Source organism: Hyphomicrobium sp., from assembly GCF_036780825.1.
Lineage (GTDB): Bacteria > Pseudomonadota > Alphaproteobacteria > Rhizobiales > Hyphomicrobiaceae > Hyphomicrobium_C.
In genome coordinates, this window is sequence record NZ_DAIQCD010000033.1 from 15,231 (window position 1) to 30,819 (window position 15,589).

Here is a 15,589-nt window from a genome sequence, read left to right on the forward strand (position 1 = left end):
CTTCCTGGGAGAGAAGCATTCGCCCCGCGCCCGCAACCTATGAGCCGCGGCCGCGAGCGTCAATCGACCCCTCCCCGGTCGTCACGCCGCGGTGGTGGCCGGTCCGGCGGGAGGGCGACGCGGACGGACCAGGCGCCGTAGCATGAGGAGCAGGATCAGCACCGCCGCGCCGCCGCCGATGACCACCAGCGGATGCTTCTCCCAGATGAGGATGGGCGAGATGCGCCCATCCCATGCCGCCCTGATGTCGTCGAGGATGGCCTCAGGGCTTCCGCTGCCGTCACGAAGCATCATGTCCACGGCGCGCGCCTGATCGCGGCTGGCGAGAACAGCCGCACGCACGCGCGGCGCACCGAGGCTCTGCATCTTTCCGGGCTTCGCCGCGACGGCTTCGAGCACGCGTGCCCGTGGTTCCGGCTCCAGCCCGTCGAGATAGCGCGCGAGCGACTCGAGCTCCGTTTCGGAAAAGGCCCGCGCGAGACGCTTGAGATCCTCCGCGCCGAGGCTGAAAAGCCGGTTCCGGGCATCGGGAGAGAGCGCCGACAGGCGGGAGATCGCCGCGTGATCGTCCAGCGCCAGAAGAGCTGACAATGTCGCGCGCGTGAAGCCCTCAGGCTCGGCACGCCGATAGATCTCGTGCTCCAGCACCTTCGATAGCTGCTCGCCGGCGAGGGACGACCAGCCGAGCGCGGCATCGATGGAGCGGGTGTCGCGCGCGATCGTCATCGCGGGCTCGGGGAGAAACCGCACGGCCTCGTTCAGCGAGCCGTCGCCAAGGCGGCGCAGCACGCCAGGCTCGCCTTCCTTGGCCAGTGCCAACGCCACCACCTCATCGAGACGCGCGAGCTGATCCGGCCTCACCGTATCGAGGAAGCGCCGGAAGCCATCATCACGCTCGGCGATGTCGAGAGCCTTCTGGTGCGCGTTGCGAAAGGTGCGCCAGATCTCGAGCACACGGTCGGCCGCCTTGGCTGCGATCTCGGCGAGATGCGCGTTCATCTGCTCGGCGATGGTGCGGGCGAGCTCGTCCTTCACGAGGCTTTTGGTAGCATCCGACTTCATCTCGTCGGAGATGATAGGCAGCACGCCGTTCCTGAGCTCCCAGATGTCCTTGGCCACCAGCACCAGGCCTACGCCACCGGCGGCGACCGACACGAGGCGAGCGAGCACGCTGCCCGCCAACCGCTGGCCGACGCGCGCCGCGATGTTGGCGAGCTGACGGCGCATCAGGATCATAGCGGCGCCGGCAATGCCGGTACTCGATTGCTGAAGCACCGCGCCGGACGAAACCGTCGCCTGCCCCGCTTGCGTCTGCACGCCGAAATCGTGCTCGACATCGCCGCTCACGGCGTTGGCAACCGTCGTACCGTATCGCCCGCCCAGGAATGCGCGCAGGCATTCGAGAGACGGGCCCATCGCATCCTGGCTCGCAAGCTCGAGCGTCTTGCCGACCTCCTTGCCGACCTCTGTTGCGAGCCCTTCGACCGCGGTCTTCATCACGTCGGACGTATAGACGCGCTCGGCAACCGCCGCGGAGATCTCCTGTGCCTTTTCCGAACTGACGAGCGATTGGGCGAGCCCGGCCCAGCTCGTCTCGCTGCGCACCTCCTCGACGGCAAGATCGACGCGCTTGGCAAGCAAGTCGTCCATGCCAGCGCGCCGCCATTGACGCTCGACGCTGGCGCGATAATCGAATGTTCGCACGCTTGCTTCGAGCATCCGGAAGGTGAGGCCCTCGATGGAGCTTCGGAAGCCAGGCTCGTCCGCCGACTGGCAGGCTTCATAATCCGCCCGTGTCATTGGCGGCGCCGAGAGCGCGGGATGGACGGCGGCATCGGCCAGCATTGCCAGGACGACGGCTGCGGTGACCGCGGAGCGTAGAAATGGCAAAGATGACAACTCCATACGGCGAGCGTGACGGCGTGGGACGGTGTCGGAAAGTTTACCATACGCGCAATGCGGAACGTAACTATGTGCTGATTGCGAATTCGCCCTATCGAGCCGCAATGTCGCGAGCGAATTTCTGGATCTGCCGCACGCTACGACACCCCTAAATCCAATATCCCTGGACTTCCAAACTCCCTGCGAAGCCGAGCCAGACGGCATGCCAAGTTCGGAACCGGAAATACCAGTGACATTTCAGACACTCAGCGGAACAGCCCAGATGGCTCGGTTCGCTTGAGTTGGGGCAGTGTCTCTTCGGACTAGCGGGCTGCATGACGATCACGCCGGATATTCCATATGTGCGTCAATCTGCCGATCCGCAGGAATGCGGTTATTAATCCCCGCTCCCTGCAAAGAGAAACACAATATTTTCACGGCATTATACGTTTCCATGAGGCGAAAGCCTTGTCGCACCGCAATATGCAAACAATGTACGTGTCACACTTCCGCCGCACACTGCGCGGAGTACGGCCCGGTCGGCGTGCGCGGTGACGGCCTCGTGCCGGCGACAACGTGAGATTTTAGGCAAAGGTCATTGAACAAGCCCTGCCTGGATATGATCCTATTCGCCTTGCGACCGATAGCCCCATAGGCAAGCGTCTGGGAGAGTTGCAGGTAAGTCCGCGCTGAGCCGCCCGCCATAGGCAGGGCCGACCGGATTATTCGGACCGGGGCGCAGCCCTTCGAGCGCGGCGCATCGGCCGGTTAGGGAATTGTTTTCGTTTGAATGGGCTAAGGGTCCGTGGCGGCGCCATGAGACCGGATCGCCATTCAAGACGCGGCGAAAGATCAGTGACTGGGGATTGAATGGAGGAGCGACGTCCTGAAACCAACAATCGGAAATGCCAATTCCGAACTTGGCAATTCAGCGGCGATCGGCTTTAGTCACTTACAAGTTGGTAACAGCGAGTTATCCTAACTGCATGAACAAGAAAGAAAAAATCAATGCCTTCCGCGGGAGCGTGGTTATTCCGGGAGGCAAAATCGGCGTGCTGTTGGTGCACAGCCTGGGCGGGAACCCGGTCGAGTTAAGGTTTGTCGCTCAAGGCCTTGCGCGTCAGGGCTACACTGTCTATTGCCCCCTTATTCCTGGCCTCGGCGGCAGCACGGACGCCATGGGGCTTTCGAGCTGGAAGGACTGGTACGCCGCCCTTGAGGAGGCGCATGACGAGCTCAAGGCCCATTGCGACGTCATCATCGTCGGCGGCCTTTCCGCTGGAGCCATGCTGGCGCTGCGCCTCGCACGCGAACGCGGCGAGCAGGTCGACGGCCTTCTTCTGTTTGCCCCCACCATCTGGCCGAACGGATGGGCCATCCCGCTTCACTTCAATCTTTTTGCGCTCATCTATCACAAGTGGTTCGCCTCGCTGCTGCGGCTACGCCAGCGCGCGCCTTACGGCATCAAGGACGAGCGCATCCGCAATTTCGTGATCGACAGCTTCAGGAGCGAGGGACGCCCGCTCGAGGATCTCTTCGGACGCGGCGGCGGCCTCGTTTGGGAGTTCAAGTCGCTGGCGCGCGACGTCAAGCGCCGCCTCTCCGAGATCCGGCAACAAGCAGCGATCTTCCATCCGCGCGAAGACGACCAGAGCGACATTTCGAACGCGTTCAAGCTGCAGCGCAAGCTCGGCGGCATGGTCGAGATGACGGTGCTCGAGGATAGCTACCACATGGTGACGCTGGATCGTCAGCGGGTGCTCGTCGTCGACCGGACGGTCGACTTCGTGCGGCGTCTCACCCAGAAGATCGAGGAGAAGGCAGCCGTGTCGCGCCTGATCCAGGGCAAAGGCGTTGCCGAGTAGATAAGCGTGGCGGCGCGCCATGCAGCCCCATGAAAATTAGAAAGGCCGGGCTCTGAAGCCCGGCCTTTTCATTTGTGGAGTATACCCCGCGATCTCAGGCCGGCGGAGGCGCCCCTTCGCAGCGAGGAAGATCGTCCGGCGCACGTGTCCAGGTGAAGGACTTTCCAAGAAGCTTCATGCCGAGATAGCCGGTAACGGTGAGCTGGTCTTCCTGGGCGAGCTTGAGGGCCACGTCGTAAGTCTTGCCCGTCTTCGGATCGTAGATCTTGCCATCGTCGAACGTACCGTCCGATTTCAGCGCCAGTCCCCAGATCATCGGCAGGCCACAGATCGGGCGGCCCTGGTTCCCCGGATCAGGGTTGTAGCGATCATGCTTCGGAACGCCTTCGGCGTTGAGCGGCTCCTGGAGCCAGACGATGCGGCCGCAAAGCCTGCTGGCGTTCTCAGCGCAAATATAGATCTCAACGGCGCCCTGCCCGCTGTCATCGTACCAGAGGCCGAGCTCCGGCCGGGACGCGTGGGCTTCCGAGGCGAAGGCCGCGGCGCTCAAGGCAAGGACCGGAACCAGTTTTGCGGCAGAGGCCGCCAAGGCGGTAACTCTCTCGATCATGAGGAACCTGCTGGCTAGAAAGCTGCTTTTTTCAGGAAAGACCCCGGTGCGTCGAAATGGTGTCGCTTCGTCGCACGGGGCTAAATCTGCAATCAAAAGAGGCGAAAACACGAAAGTGAACCCTTATTAGTCAAGACCTATTGTCTAGCAAGGGTTCGGTAACGACTTACCATCTTTCTGCCAGAGCGATCTGTTTGAAAGCATTCCCACCGCAAGGGTAGTGTGGGCGGGATCAAAAGCCTATATACCTGCCCGCTGAGACCACGAGCTTAGATAAAGCGCGCGAGGCGCGCGGCAAACCAGCTCCTCGGGCGGCGCCTATTAGAATGATGCGCCAAGGCTTGGCTCCTGGCCCTGCCCCGAGGCGCCGAGCCCGGTAATAGTGTATTCGAGATGATACTCACTCTCGCGTTCCGCAATCTCTTTCACGACCGCATCCGGCTCGCCGTGACGCTGGTCGGCATCCTGTTCTCGATCGTGCTCGTCGCGATCCAGCTCGGCATGTATCTCGGCTCGAGCCGCATGATCACCTCGATGATCGAGCGCTCCAACAGCGACATCTGGATCACGGCCTATGGAGCCAAGAGTTTCGAGGAAGGCGGCATCCTGCTGTCGACGCGCGAGCGCCACCAAGCCCTCGCCACTCCCGGCGTCAAGGCGGTGATCCCGCTCGTCGTCGCCTTCGCCGAATGGCGAAAACCTGAAGGCGGTTCCACGCGCGTGGTGCTCGTCGGCACTGATGCGGAGGACGGCGCGCTCGAGCCTTGGTCGCTGGTCGAGGGCACGTGGCAGGACATCAAGTCGCCGGATGCCATCTCCGCCGACGATACGTACTTCCGCGAGCTCGGCATCAACGGCATCGGCGATACGGCACAGATCGCCATGGGCCGCGTGAAGGTGAAAGCACTGACGCACCGCATCCGCTCCTTCACCCAGTCTCCGTATGTGTTCACGACGCTCTCTCGCGCACGCAGCCTGCTCGGCGCCGAAAGCGACAAGGCGACGTTCTACCTCGTGCAACTCGAGCCGGGCGCGGATGTCGAGACCGTCCGCCGCGAGTTGCTGAACCGGCTCGACGGCGCGGAGGTGCTGACTAAGGACGAGTTCGAGGATCGCAGCCTGCGCCAATGGCTGTTCCGCACCGGCGCCGGCCTTGCCCTCATCGGCGGCGCGCTGCTCGGCATCCTGGTCGGAACCGTGATCGTGGCGCAAACGCTCTACTCGAGCACCAAAGACCACCTGAACGAATTCGCAACCCTGCGCGCGCTCGGCTCGTCGTCGGGCTATATCTACAAGGTCATTCTCGCGCAGGCGGGCTTGAGCGCTGTCATCGGCTACGTGCTCGGCATCCTGATCTCGCTCGGCATCCTCTACATCAGCCGCAACACGCCGCTGCCGCTCGTCATGACGCCAGGCCTCGCGTTGGCCCTGCTTGGGCTCACGCTCTTCATGTCGGCGGTCTCCGCCATCTCGGCGATCATCAAGGTCACTCGTATCGATCCAGCCACGGTGTTCAGCAGATGACCCAGAAGCCCGTTCTCGAGGCAGAAAATGTGGTCAAGGAGCTCGGCAAGGGCGCCGGCAAGGTGATTGCCCTCAAGGGCGTGAACCTCGCGCTCGTCAAGGGCGAGCTGACCCTCCTCATGGGGCCGTCAGGCAGCGGAAAGACCACGCTGCTCTCCATTCTCGGCTGCATCCTGACGCCAACCTCCGGCACGGTGCGCGTCGAAGGCGAAGAGACGACCGGCAAGAGCCCCGAGGAGCTTGCCGAGATCCGCCGCAAGCACATCGGATTCATCTTCCAGTCTTACAACCTGTTCCCGACGCTCTCGGCGCTCGAGAACGTGCGCATCGCGCTCGACGTGATCGGACGCAAGGGCTATCAGGCGGCGCAGCGGGCGGAAGAAGTCCTGCGCGATGTGGGCCTCGGCAACCGCCTGAAGAACTACCCGTCGAACCTTTCGGGCGGAGAGCAGCAGCGCGTCGCGGTGGCGCGCGCCATCGCCGCCTCCCCGTCCGTAGTCCTGGCGGACGAGCCGACAGCGGCCCTCGACGGCGAGAACGGACACGCGGTCATGGCGCTGCTGGCACGCATCGCCAAGGAGCAGAACCGCAGCGTTCTGGCCGTAACCCATGATCCCCGCACGCTCGGCTACGCGGACCGGGTGGTGCGGATTGAAGACGGATTGATCGTAGGCGAGGAGCGCCGCCCGAAGGGCCTCGATGCGCCGGAGATCGCAGACCTTACCAAGAGGCGAAAAGCGAATGGCTAACCTGAAGCTCGACCCGACGGCGACCGCCGTTGTGGCGGCCGCCGTGGCGGCGATCGTGACCAGCGTGACCTTGAACCAAATCGCGCCGCGGTTCAGCGGCTCGGCTCAGGCCGTTCAGACAGCCCACGCGCAGGACATGCGCCCACGCCCCGTCTGGGCCGCGTCGGCAACCGGCCGCGTCGAGCCGAAGGACGGCGAGGTGCGCATCTCTTCGGAAGCGCCCGGACGCATCGTCTCCGTCATCGCCAAGACCGGCGATCACGTCGTGGCCGGCGATCCGCTCGTCGAGCTCGACAGCTCGGATCTCACGGCCAAGCTCGCGGCCGCGCGCTCGGAAGCCGAGGTTCGCATCCTCGAGCGGGACGAGGAGCCGGCTACGGGTGTCGCCCTCGAGCGTCGCGAGGCGGAAGATGCGCTCAATACATCGGAGCGGGCGCGCTTCAGCGCCCAGGAAGAATTCGACGAGGCCTACCGCCGCTTCAGGCTCGAGAATGGCGACGCCGATGCCGTGAACGCGGCACGCGAGAAGCTCGCCGAGGCGGAGAAAAAAGTGGCCGACGATCAGGCCAAACTCGACACCATTCTCGCCAAGCCGGACCTTCCGCATCCGACGCGCATGGAATCGGCGCTATGGGTTGCGCGTACCGACGTGGAGCAGGTGGAGAACGCGATCGAGAAGACGCGCGTGCGCGCGCCGGCCGACGGCTCTGTCCTGAACATGTGGGCCAAGGTCGGCGAAATGGCCGCACCGTCAGCCGATGCGCCTCTGCTTCTCTTCGGCGACATCTCGAGCCTGCGGGTGCGGGCCGAGGTGGAGGAGCGCGATGTCACTAAGGTTCGCGTCGGCCAGCGTGTCGTCGTGCGCGCCGACGCGTTCCCGGACAAGGACTTCGAGGGCGTCGTCACGCAGGTCGCGCCGGCACTCGGCTCGCCGCGCATCATCTCCCGCGGCCCGCGCCGGCCCAACGATGTGGAAGTGCTCGAGGTGCTGATCGCGCTCGACGGCAATCCGCCGCTCATGACCGGCATGCGTGTCGACGCCTTCTTCCGCCATGAGGCCGCGGCCGCCAACAACACGCCGGCGCGCAAGTAGGCGCGGCACACGCTTCAACCGCGATACGCCGCGGGGGCCTCGGCACGCCGGCTCGGCCTCACTCCGCTGGCGTGGGCGTGCCGTGTTGCGGCGCGCTTGAGGCGGGCGGCTCATCGGCCTTGCCGATAAAGGGGCCGAAGAGGCGCCATGCCCAGCGTCCGATATCATCCATCACCATGAAGACGGCGGGCACGAAGACGAGGCTCAGAACCGTCGATGAGATGAGGCCTCCGATAACCGCGATGGCCATCGGAGCGCGGAACTCGCCGCCTGAACCGAAGGCCAAAGCCGACGGCAGCATGCCGCCCGCCATGGCGATGGTGGTCATCACGATGGGGCGGGCGCGCTTGCGGCCGGCATCGATGATTGCCTCGGCCCGCGGGATGCCGGCGCGCATCTCCTCGACTGCGAAATCCACCAGCATGATCGCGTTCTTAGTGACGATGCCCATCAGCATCAGGATGCCGATGACCACCGGCAGGCTGATGGCATTGCCGGTCAGCGCCAGAGCGGTGATGGCGCCGCCGATGGACAGCGGCAAGGAGAAAAGGATCGTGATCGGCTGCAGGAAGCTCGCAAACAGCAGCACGAGCACGGCGTAGACCATCATGAGCCCCGCCGCCATGGCTTGCTCGAAGCTCTCGAACACCTCGCCCATGATCTCGGCCGCGCCGAACTGCTTGATCTCGACGCCCGGCGGAAGGTCTCGTGCAGCAGGAAGCGCCATGATGCCGCCGATGGCATCGCCGAGGGGCGTGCCGGGCGCGAGATCAGCTCCGAGCACGATGCGCCGCGTGCGATCGTAGCGATCGATCGCGGTCGGCCCCTGGCCATAGTCGAACGTGGCGACGGCGGAGAGCGGAACTGCAGTACCCGAGGTCGAGGTCACCTTCAGCTCCTCGAGAAGCTGGCGACTGGCGCGGGCACCGGTCTCGAGCTGGACGCGGATTGGAACCTGGCGTTCGCCGACGTCGAACTTGGCGAGATTGGCGCCGATGTCGCCGATGGTGGCGATGCGTACCGCCTCGGAAATGGTTTCAGTGGTGATGCCGAGCTCGGCCGCGATCTCCGAGCGGGGATAGACGCGCAGCTCCGGCCGATCGAGCTCGGCCGTGGAGACGACGTTCTGCAGCATCGGCAGGCGCTTGGCTTCACTGGTCAGATCGGCTGCCGCACGGGTGACCGCTTCCCCGTCACGCCCCGTGACGACGAGTTGAAGCTCGCGCTGGCCATCATCCTGGAGGAAGAAGTAGCGGATGTCCGGAATGTCGGCGAGGCTGTGGCCGACCTCTTGCCGGATGCGGCTCTGAGAGAGCGATCGCTCGCCGCGCGGCGTCAGCATCACGATCAGCGTCGCCTTGCGTACCTCCTCACTGCCGCCGAGCAGCGTTCCGCCGAGTGTGAACACGCTCTGCACGTCCGGGCGCTGCTTGAGGCGGCGGGCAACCTCGTCGCTTGCGGCTTCGGTATCGGCCAGCCGTGAGCCTGGCGGCAACTCGACGCCGAGCAGCATGCGCCCGGTATCCTCCTGCGGGAGAAAGCCGGACGGCAAGAGATAGAAGCTTCCGATGGAGCCGGAAAAGATCAAGAGACCGAGGCCGACGGTGGCGAAGTGATGGCGCACCGACCAGGTGACGAGACGCGTGTAGAGACGCATCAGCCGGCCTTCCTTGCGGCCGTGCCCGTGGCCGCGCATGAAATAGGCGGCGAGCAGGGGCGTGATGAGACGCGCGACCAAGAGCGAGAAGAACACCGCCGCCGCTACGACGAGGCCGAACTGCTTGAAGTACTGCCCGGCGATGCCGCCCATGAACGAGACGGGTGTAAAGACGGCGATGATGGTTGTCGTGATGGCGATGACGGCGAGGCCGATCTCGTCGGCGCCCGCGAGCGCCGCACGATAAGGCGACTTCCCCATCTGGATGTGCCGGACGATGTTCTCGATCTCGACGATGGCGTCGTCGACGAGAATTCCGGTCACGATGGTGATGGCGAGAAGGCTCACGAGGTTGAGCGAGAAATCCATCGCCGACATGGCCCAGAAGGCGGGAATGATCGACAGCGGCAGCGCGATGGCGGCAATCAAGGTGGCGCGCCAATCGCGGAGGAACAGGAACACGACGACGACGGCGAGCACCGCGCCTTCGATCAGTGTCTTCATGGTCGCCTCGTAGGCGCCCATCGTGTAGTCGACCGTGTTGTCGATGCGCTCGAGCGTGACGTCGGGATAGAGCTTTCGGATCTCCTCGATTTTCTTCGCGACACCGGAGGCGACCTCGGTGTCGCTCTCGCCCTTGGCGCGCGAGATCGCGAAGGCGACGATGCCTTGGCCGCCGAGCTTGGCGAAGGTGCGCGGCTCCTCCACCTCGTCGGTGACGGATCCGAGATGGTCGAGGCGGACCTTGCGTCCGCCGGGGAGCGCGATCATCGTCTCGGCGAGCGCGCTCACCGTCTCCTTGCTGGCGAGCGTGCGAATGGCTTGCTCGCGCCCTGCGATCTCACCGCGCCCGCCCGCCAGGTTGACGTTGGAAGCACGCACCTGCCGGTTCACCTCGCCGGCGGTGGCGCCGTAAGCGAGCAGGCGGTCGGGATCGAGATTGACGCGGATCTCACGCGTGACGCCGCCCATGCGGCGCACCTCCGACACACCTTTGACGCCCTGGAGCAGGCGCACCAGCGTATCGTCGACGAACCAGGACAATTCCTCCGGCGTCATGGCTGGCGCGCGGGCCGAATAGGTGACGACCGGCAAGCCCTCGATCTCGATTCTGGTGACGACGGGCTCCTCGATGGTGCGCGGCAGATCGGTGCGAATGCGCTGCACCGCGTCCTTCACATCGTTCAAGGCCCGGTCCGGATCGACCTCGAGACGGAACTCGACGGTGGTGACGGAGGAGCCTTCGGTGATGGCCGAGGTGACGTGCTTGACGCCGTTGATGCCGGCGATCGCGTCCTCGACGCGCTTCGTAACCTGCGTCTCGAGCTCGGAGGGCGCGGCGCCGGACTGGTAGATCCGCGCCTGCACCACCGGCACGTCGATGTTCGGAAAGCGCGTCACGGGAAGCGCGGCGAAGCTCATCACGCCGAGCACCATCAGCACCAGGAAGAGGACGAGCGGCGGGACCGGATGGCGGATCGACCAGGCCGATACGTTCACGTTCATCGCGCGGCCTCGCTGAGCTTGCCGCTCTCCGCCGGGCTCGGCTTCACGGCGCGCACGGCGTCGCCGTCGCGCAGGAAGGTTCCGGCCTTGGCGACAACGAGATCGCCCTCTTCAAGACCGCTCTCCACGGCCACGAGGCCGCTCATCTCGAGACCCGTCTTGACGGAGCGGGTTGCGACCTTGCCGCCGTTCACCACCTGCACGCTCGCGCCGTCGGATGCGTAGAGCACCGCCGAAAGGGGCACCGCGATGAAGCGGCCGTGGCCGGTCTCGATCGTTCCGCGGCCGAAAGCGCCGACCTTGAGATCGGGGTGCCCGCCGAGAAAGATACGGACGCGGCCCAGGCGGGTCGTCTTGTCGATCTCGGGCGAGACGAGGCGGACCGTTCCGGCAACCTCTATGCCGCGCGGCGCAGAGACACGTGCCGTCTGGCCTTCCTTGATCTTCCAGAGGTGCGTTTCGGAAACCTCGGCATCAAGCTCGATTTCGCCGTTCTCGATGATGCGGAACATGGTGTCGCCGCCGGTCAGCGTGCTGGCGGTGGCGATGCCGCCGATACGGCCCGCTCGCTTTCCGACGATGCCATCGGCGGGAGCGCGCACCTCGGCACGGCCGCGGCGCCAGAGAAGCTCGCGCCGCTGGGCCTCGATCTGCCCCTTGTCAGCCTCGGCCTGAGCTAGGGTTCCTTTGGCCGACTCGAGCTGGGCGCCTGCTGCCTTGAACGCGAGCTGGCGCTGGTCGAACACGCTTTCGGCCAGATACTTCGATTCCACCAGTGGGCGCGCGCGATCGAGCTGGGCCTTCGCCTCCGCCAGCCGCGCCTCCATCTCGAGGATCAGACTTCGCGCGCGCTCAATAGATGCCTTGGAACTTCCGAGAGCGGCTTCGTTGGCGGCAAGCTGCGCATCGATCTGCTCGGCCATGAGAACAGCGAGAACCTGGCCCTTCTTGACGTGATCGCCCTCCTCGGCCTTGAGCTCGAGCACGCGCAGGCCATCGACCTCGGGCGCAACCAGGATCTCCTCGCGCGGCACGAAGGATCCCGTGACGAGCACCGTCTCAACGAAATCCGCTGGGGCCGCCTCGACGACGGTGACGGCTGGCGGAGGCGGCTCTGTGACATCTGCTTTCGCTTCGCTTTGCTCGGTTACCGCAAGTGCCGCCAGATAATGATCGGCGATACCCGACTGATAGGCCGCGGCCGCGAGCCCGACGAGGCCCAGAAGCACGACGAGCGTACGCTTACTCATGATCGAGCCTCGGACTTTTCCGGATTAGCGGCCTTGACGCCTGACGGTGGCGGTGGGGCCTCGTCGGGCACCATCTCTACGGGGTTGAGAAGCGTCCGCACCATGCGGACGAGCACGGGCAGAACCCTGTGCGCATCGAACTCAGGATCCACGGCACGGCGCCAGAAGAGGCCGTCGCCGATCAGCGCCACGACCTCGGCGAGAGTGCGCGGATCGTCCTCGGGCCGGATTTTGCCATCTTCGCGGGCGCGCTCGAATACCTGCTCGAAGCTCTGCCGGCAATAGGCATCGACCGAATGGAACGTGGCCGCGACCGTCGGATTGCGCGTCGCCTCCCCGCCGATCTCGAGCCCGAGCACGCGCTTGTGCTGCGGCTCCTCCACGGCATAGTGCTCCCCGAGCTTGGCGAGGGCGGACAAGAGATCGGGCGCGTGTGTCAGCTCCGCAAGCTGCGCCGCCAGCTTGGCACGGTTGCGCTCCGCTATGCCCGCAATCAAATCCTCTTTCGATGCGAAATAGACATAAAGTGCGCCGGGGCTGATACCGGCCTCACGGCAAATGTCCTGCATCGTGCAGCGATGGAAACCGGCGCGTGCAAAGCAAAGCTCGGCCGCGTCGAGGATGCGCTCGCGACGCGCTTTCTGGGTCTCGGGTCTGAGTTTCGGCATGACGATCTCGGCCGGATGGATACGCGGCGGCGTCTCAAAGCGCGTTCACCCTTTGGTGGCCGGGTCTAGAGTGCGGGCGCGCTTCAAGTGTTCATTCGAGAGGTTCAGTCACACTCTGAATGGGAGGCAAAGCCCCACATCTCGAACGATCAGGCTTAGTGCCACAAAACGAACGTTCGTTTTCTTTGTTCCGAAAAAATGGTGAAGTAAAGACCTACATAAAGGATCGGGATCGAGCACGGCGCGCCGCCCAGAGTGTCCAAGGCGCCCGGTCAATTCGTCCATGATTTGCAGGAGCTTAGAACTGTCGACGCGTGACGGGCCGCGGTGAGAGAGACGGCGACTACGGGATGCGGCTCAGAACTGCACGAGCCAGTTGACGGTCATATAGGGTGCGAGGCCCTCCTCGCCGGAGAACGTGTCACGCAGCACGCCGCCCGAGACCGACAGCTCGTTCCAGCCCCATTCGTAGCGGGCAAAGGCTCCGGCGCGTGCGTAGTCGAGGAGGTCGGCGCCGTCGAAATCACGCTCAAACGCGCCATTATCCGCAACGACGACATGGCCGCAGCGTCCTTTTCTGTCCTCCTTCACGCGGCACTCTGCCTCTCTGTCGACATTGAGGCCGGCCTCCACGCCAAACGAGAGGTTCGGCCAGACGCGATACCCCAACCGGGCCCGTGCGGAGCGGGTGGCGTAGGCCGAAGCCCACCACATATCGAGCGAGCCCCAACCCCGATCGCCAATGTTCAGCCATAGCTCGATGGCTCCCTTGACGCCGACCTCGTCCCCCATCCCGACCACCTCGTTAGGCAGCTCTGTGCGGTGACCGATGACCGAGACGCCGGCAAATACCTTTGCGGTGAGCTCCCCAAGCCGCTTCACATAGCCGAGCAGCAGATCGCTCGCGTAGGTCTCAGCATCGCGCCGGCGATGCAGGAAGGCGTCGCGTCGCGTATCGTAATGGGTGTAGGCATACCTGTAGACGCCATAGCTGCCCGCGGCGCGGAAGCGAAAGCCGTCGTCGTAGATGCTGCTCCACGGGGAGAGGGTGATGCCGGAGTAGGCGAGCCAGACGTTGCGGGATATATCCGCGCCCGACCATACTTCTCCGATCGGCTCCTGCAGGTCATCGGCAAAGGCCGGAGCAGCGGTCGAGATGAACGAGGCCGCCGCCAGTACGGCCTGCACGGCAGACCATCGGACATTCGCCACCCGTACCCAACGCCACACCGCCGCCATGACGCACACTCAAAAAAGCGCCTGCCGAGTGCCGTTAGACAAAGCGGTAACCTTAATACTGTCAATGATGATTATCTTTACGCTAACTATTAGAGAGGTCTTTTGCGTTTATTGCAATTTGTAGTTGCAATCACCAATGTTGATACCAACCACAGCATGCATCTGAGGCCATGCCCCATGACGACCAAGCCAAGGCCACCAACGAAGGAAGACCGGCTCGCAAAGGCGCTGCGGGAGAACCTTGCGCGGCGAAAGGCACTCGTACGGGCAAAAAAGGCGCGGGCCAAGACTCCGGCCGCAGGCGACACGACGAGCGGCCCGGACGACGACCGCGGCTCGGAGCGCTGTCGTCGTGACTAGCGGGAACTTCAGTTTGCCCTCGGGGGCCATCAGCAGTTAATCATCAGCTCAGCAAGACGTCCGGGGGACGTTCTCCGCGCCCACGCTCCATTCCCGCTCCCAATCCCCATCTATGCAAAGGCTTTGATCATGGATCGCATCAGGATCGTTGGCGGCGAGCGCCTCAATGGCTCGATCCGGATCTCGGGAGCGAAGAACGCCGCGCTTCCCCTCATGATCGCTTCGCTGCTCACCGAAGATCGGCTGACGCTCAAGAACGTGCCGAACCTCGCCGACGTGAACCTGCTGGCTCGCATCCTGCGCAACCATGGCGTCGATCTCGCTGTCGACGGCAAGCGTGCGGGAGGGGCACCGCACATCGGAGAGACGTTCCACCTTACGGCGCGCGACATCTCGGATACGACGGCGCCTTATGAGCTTGTTTCGCGCATGCGGGCGAGCTTCTGGGTGCTGGGCCCTCTGGTGGCACGCATGGGCGAGGCCAAGGTTTCGCTGCCCGGCGGATGCGCCATCGGCACGCGCCCCGTGGACCTGCATCTCTCAGCCTTGCGCGATCTCGGCGCGGAGATCGACATCGACGGCGGCTACGTCATCGCGCGGGCGCCGAAAGGGCTGACCGGCGGACACATCATTTTTCCGAAAGTCTCAGTCGGCGCGACGCACAATGCGCTGCTTGCGGCCGCGCTGGCAAAGGGTGAAACGCTGATCGAGAACGCTGCGCGCGAGCCCGAGGTGGGCGACGTGGCGGCGTGCCTCGTCAAAATGGGCGCCATCATTGAAGGCATCGGGTCCTCGACGCTACGCATCCAGGGCAAGCCTCGCCTCGAGGGCGCCGTGCACGCGGTGCTGCCCGACCGGATCGAGACCGGCACTTTCGCCTTTGCGGCCGCGGCAACCGGCGGCGACGTCGTGCTCGAAGGCACGCGCCGGGACCTTCTCAAGACTGCGCTGGAAACCCTGGCACTGGCGGGGGCCGAGGTGACGGATACGGAGACCGGCATCCGGATCGTGCGCAACGGCAACGGCCTCATGCCGGTGGATGTGGAGACGCAGCCGTTCCCAGGCTTCCCGACCGACCTCCAGGCGCAACTCATGGCGCTCATGACGCGCGCGCACGGCACGAGCGTCATCCGCGAGACGATCTTCGAGAACCGCTTCATGCACGTGCAGGAGCTGGCGCGGCTCGG

At 64.5% G+C, this 15,589-nt stretch carries 12 protein-coding genes; 6 read left to right on the top strand and 6 right to left on the bottom strand.

Annotation, left to right across the window (positions count from 1 at the left end; all coding sequences use genetic code 11):
• Window positions 1–81: 81 nt before the first annotated feature.
• A complete protein-coding gene (locus V7P99_RS12015; RefSeq protein ID WP_333795062.1) occupies window positions 82–1,890 on the bottom strand; it encodes a hypothetical protein in 1,809 nt (602 codons plus the stop codon).
• 977 nt (window positions 1,891–2,867) lie between these two features.
• Here V7P99_RS12015 and V7P99_RS12020 point away from each other — a divergent pair.
• Window positions 2,868–3,746 (top strand): alpha/beta hydrolase, encoded by an 879-nt coding sequence (locus tag V7P99_RS12020; RefSeq protein WP_333795063.1) that lies wholly within the window; start codon window positions 2,868–2,870, stop codon window positions 3,744–3,746.
• 94 nt (window positions 3,747–3,840) lie between these two features.
• Here V7P99_RS12020 and V7P99_RS12025 read toward each other — a convergent pair whose 3' ends face one another.
• Window positions 3,841–4,356, bottom strand: coding sequence for a DUF2147 domain-containing protein (locus V7P99_RS12025; protein WP_333795064.1), 516 nt, complete (start codon window positions 4,354–4,356; stop codon window positions 3,841–3,843).
• A gap of 393 nt (window positions 4,357–4,749) precedes the next feature.
• Here V7P99_RS12025 and V7P99_RS12030 point away from each other — a divergent pair, with 393 nt between their 5' ends.
• Genes V7P99_RS12030 through V7P99_RS12040 form a run of 3 tightly spaced genes read left to right on the top strand, consistent with a single transcriptional unit; the run spans window position 4,750 to window position 7,722 of the window.
• The gene (locus V7P99_RS12030; protein WP_333795065.1) at window positions 4,750–5,880 is read left to right on the top strand and encodes an ABC transporter permease; all 1,131 of its coding nucleotides are present in this window, start codon (window positions 4,750–4,752) and stop codon (window positions 5,878–5,880) included.
• Window positions 5,877–6,629: an ABC transporter ATP-binding protein gene (locus tag V7P99_RS12035; protein WP_333795066.1), complete on the top strand. Its 753-nt coding sequence runs from the start codon at window positions 5,877–5,879 to the stop codon at window positions 6,627–6,629. The genes V7P99_RS12030 and V7P99_RS12035 overlap by 4 nt, the downstream gene beginning before the upstream one ends.
• A complete protein-coding gene (locus V7P99_RS12040; protein ID WP_333795067.1) occupies window positions 6,622–7,722 on the top strand; it encodes an HlyD family secretion protein in 1,101 nt (366 codons plus the stop codon). Before V7P99_RS12035 ends, V7P99_RS12040 begins: the two co-directional genes overlap by 8 nt.
• A 58-nt stretch (window positions 7,723–7,780) precedes the next feature.
• Here the strand turns inward: V7P99_RS12040 and V7P99_RS12045 are convergent, their stop codons facing one another.
• The 4 genes from V7P99_RS12045 to bcsS form a co-directional block, all read right to left on the bottom strand.
• Window positions 7,781–10,885 (bottom strand): efflux RND transporter permease subunit, encoded by a 3,105-nt coding sequence (locus tag V7P99_RS12045; protein WP_333795068.1) that lies wholly within the window; start codon window positions 10,883–10,885, stop codon window positions 7,781–7,783.
• Window positions 10,882–12,135 carry an efflux RND transporter periplasmic adaptor subunit gene (locus tag V7P99_RS12050; RefSeq protein ID WP_333795069.1) on the bottom strand — a complete coding sequence of 418 codons (1,254 nt, stop codon included), beginning with the start codon at window positions 12,133–12,135 and terminating at the stop codon, window positions 10,882–10,884. The genes V7P99_RS12045 and V7P99_RS12050 overlap by 4 nt, the downstream gene beginning before the upstream one ends.
• The gene (locus V7P99_RS12055) at window positions 12,132–12,803 is read right to left on the bottom strand and encodes a TetR/AcrR family transcriptional regulator (RefSeq protein WP_333795070.1); all 672 of its coding nucleotides are present in this window, start codon (window positions 12,801–12,803) and stop codon (window positions 12,132–12,134) included. The genes V7P99_RS12050 and V7P99_RS12055 overlap by 4 nt, the downstream gene beginning before the upstream one ends.
• 357 nt (window positions 12,804–13,160) lie before the next feature.
• The gene (gene bcsS, locus V7P99_RS12060) at window positions 13,161–13,991 is read right to left on the bottom strand and encodes a cellulose biosynthesis protein BcsS (protein ID WP_333795071.1); all 831 of its coding nucleotides are present in this window, start codon (window positions 13,989–13,991) and stop codon (window positions 13,161–13,163) included.
• A 228-nt stretch (window positions 13,992–14,219) separates the two neighbouring features.
• Between bcsS and V7P99_RS12065 the strand changes: the two genes are divergently transcribed.
• Window positions 14,220–14,402, top strand: coding sequence for a hypothetical protein (locus V7P99_RS12065; RefSeq protein WP_333795072.1), 183 nt, complete (start codon window positions 14,220–14,222; stop codon window positions 14,400–14,402).
• Window positions 14,403–14,531: 129 nt separating this feature from the next.
• On the top strand, window positions 14,532–15,589 hold a 1,058-nt coding region (gene murA / locus V7P99_RS12070; protein WP_333795073.1), incomplete at its 3' end, for a UDP-N-acetylglucosamine 1-carboxyvinyltransferase.

Bases quoted from the DNA above. Each gene is read 5' to 3' on its own strand.
- V7P99_RS12025 (WP_333795064.1), bottom strand. From the start codon at position 4,356: ATGATCGAGAGAGTTACCGCCTTGGCGGCCTCTGCCGCAAAACTGGTT.
- V7P99_RS12045 (WP_333795068.1), bottom strand. From the start codon at position 10,885: ATGAACGTGAACGTATCGGCCTGGTCGATCCGCCATCCGGTCCCGCCG.
- V7P99_RS12040 (WP_333795067.1), top strand. From the start codon at position 6,622: ATGGCTAACCTGAAGCTCGACCCGACGGCGACCGCCGTTGTGGCGGCC.
- V7P99_RS12055 (WP_333795070.1), bottom strand. From the start codon at position 12,803: ATGCCGAAACTCAGACCCGAGACCCAGAAAGCGCGTCGCGAGCGCATC.
- V7P99_RS12065 (WP_333795072.1), top strand. From the start codon at position 14,220: ATGACGACCAAGCCAAGGCCACCAACGAAGGAAGACCGGCTCGCAAAG.
- V7P99_RS12035 (WP_333795066.1), top strand. From the start codon at position 5,877: ATGACCCAGAAGCCCGTTCTCGAGGCAGAAAATGTGGTCAAGGAGCTC.
- V7P99_RS12030 (WP_333795065.1), top strand. From the start codon at position 4,750: ATGATACTCACTCTCGCGTTCCGCAATCTCTTTCACGACCGCATCCGG.
- V7P99_RS12020 (WP_333795063.1), top strand. From the start codon at position 2,868: ATGAACAAGAAAGAAAAAATCAATGCCTTCCGCGGGAGCGTGGTTATT.
- V7P99_RS12050 (WP_333795069.1), bottom strand. From the start codon at position 12,135: ATGAGTAAGCGTACGCTCGTCGTGCTTCTGGGCCTCGTCGGGCTCGCG.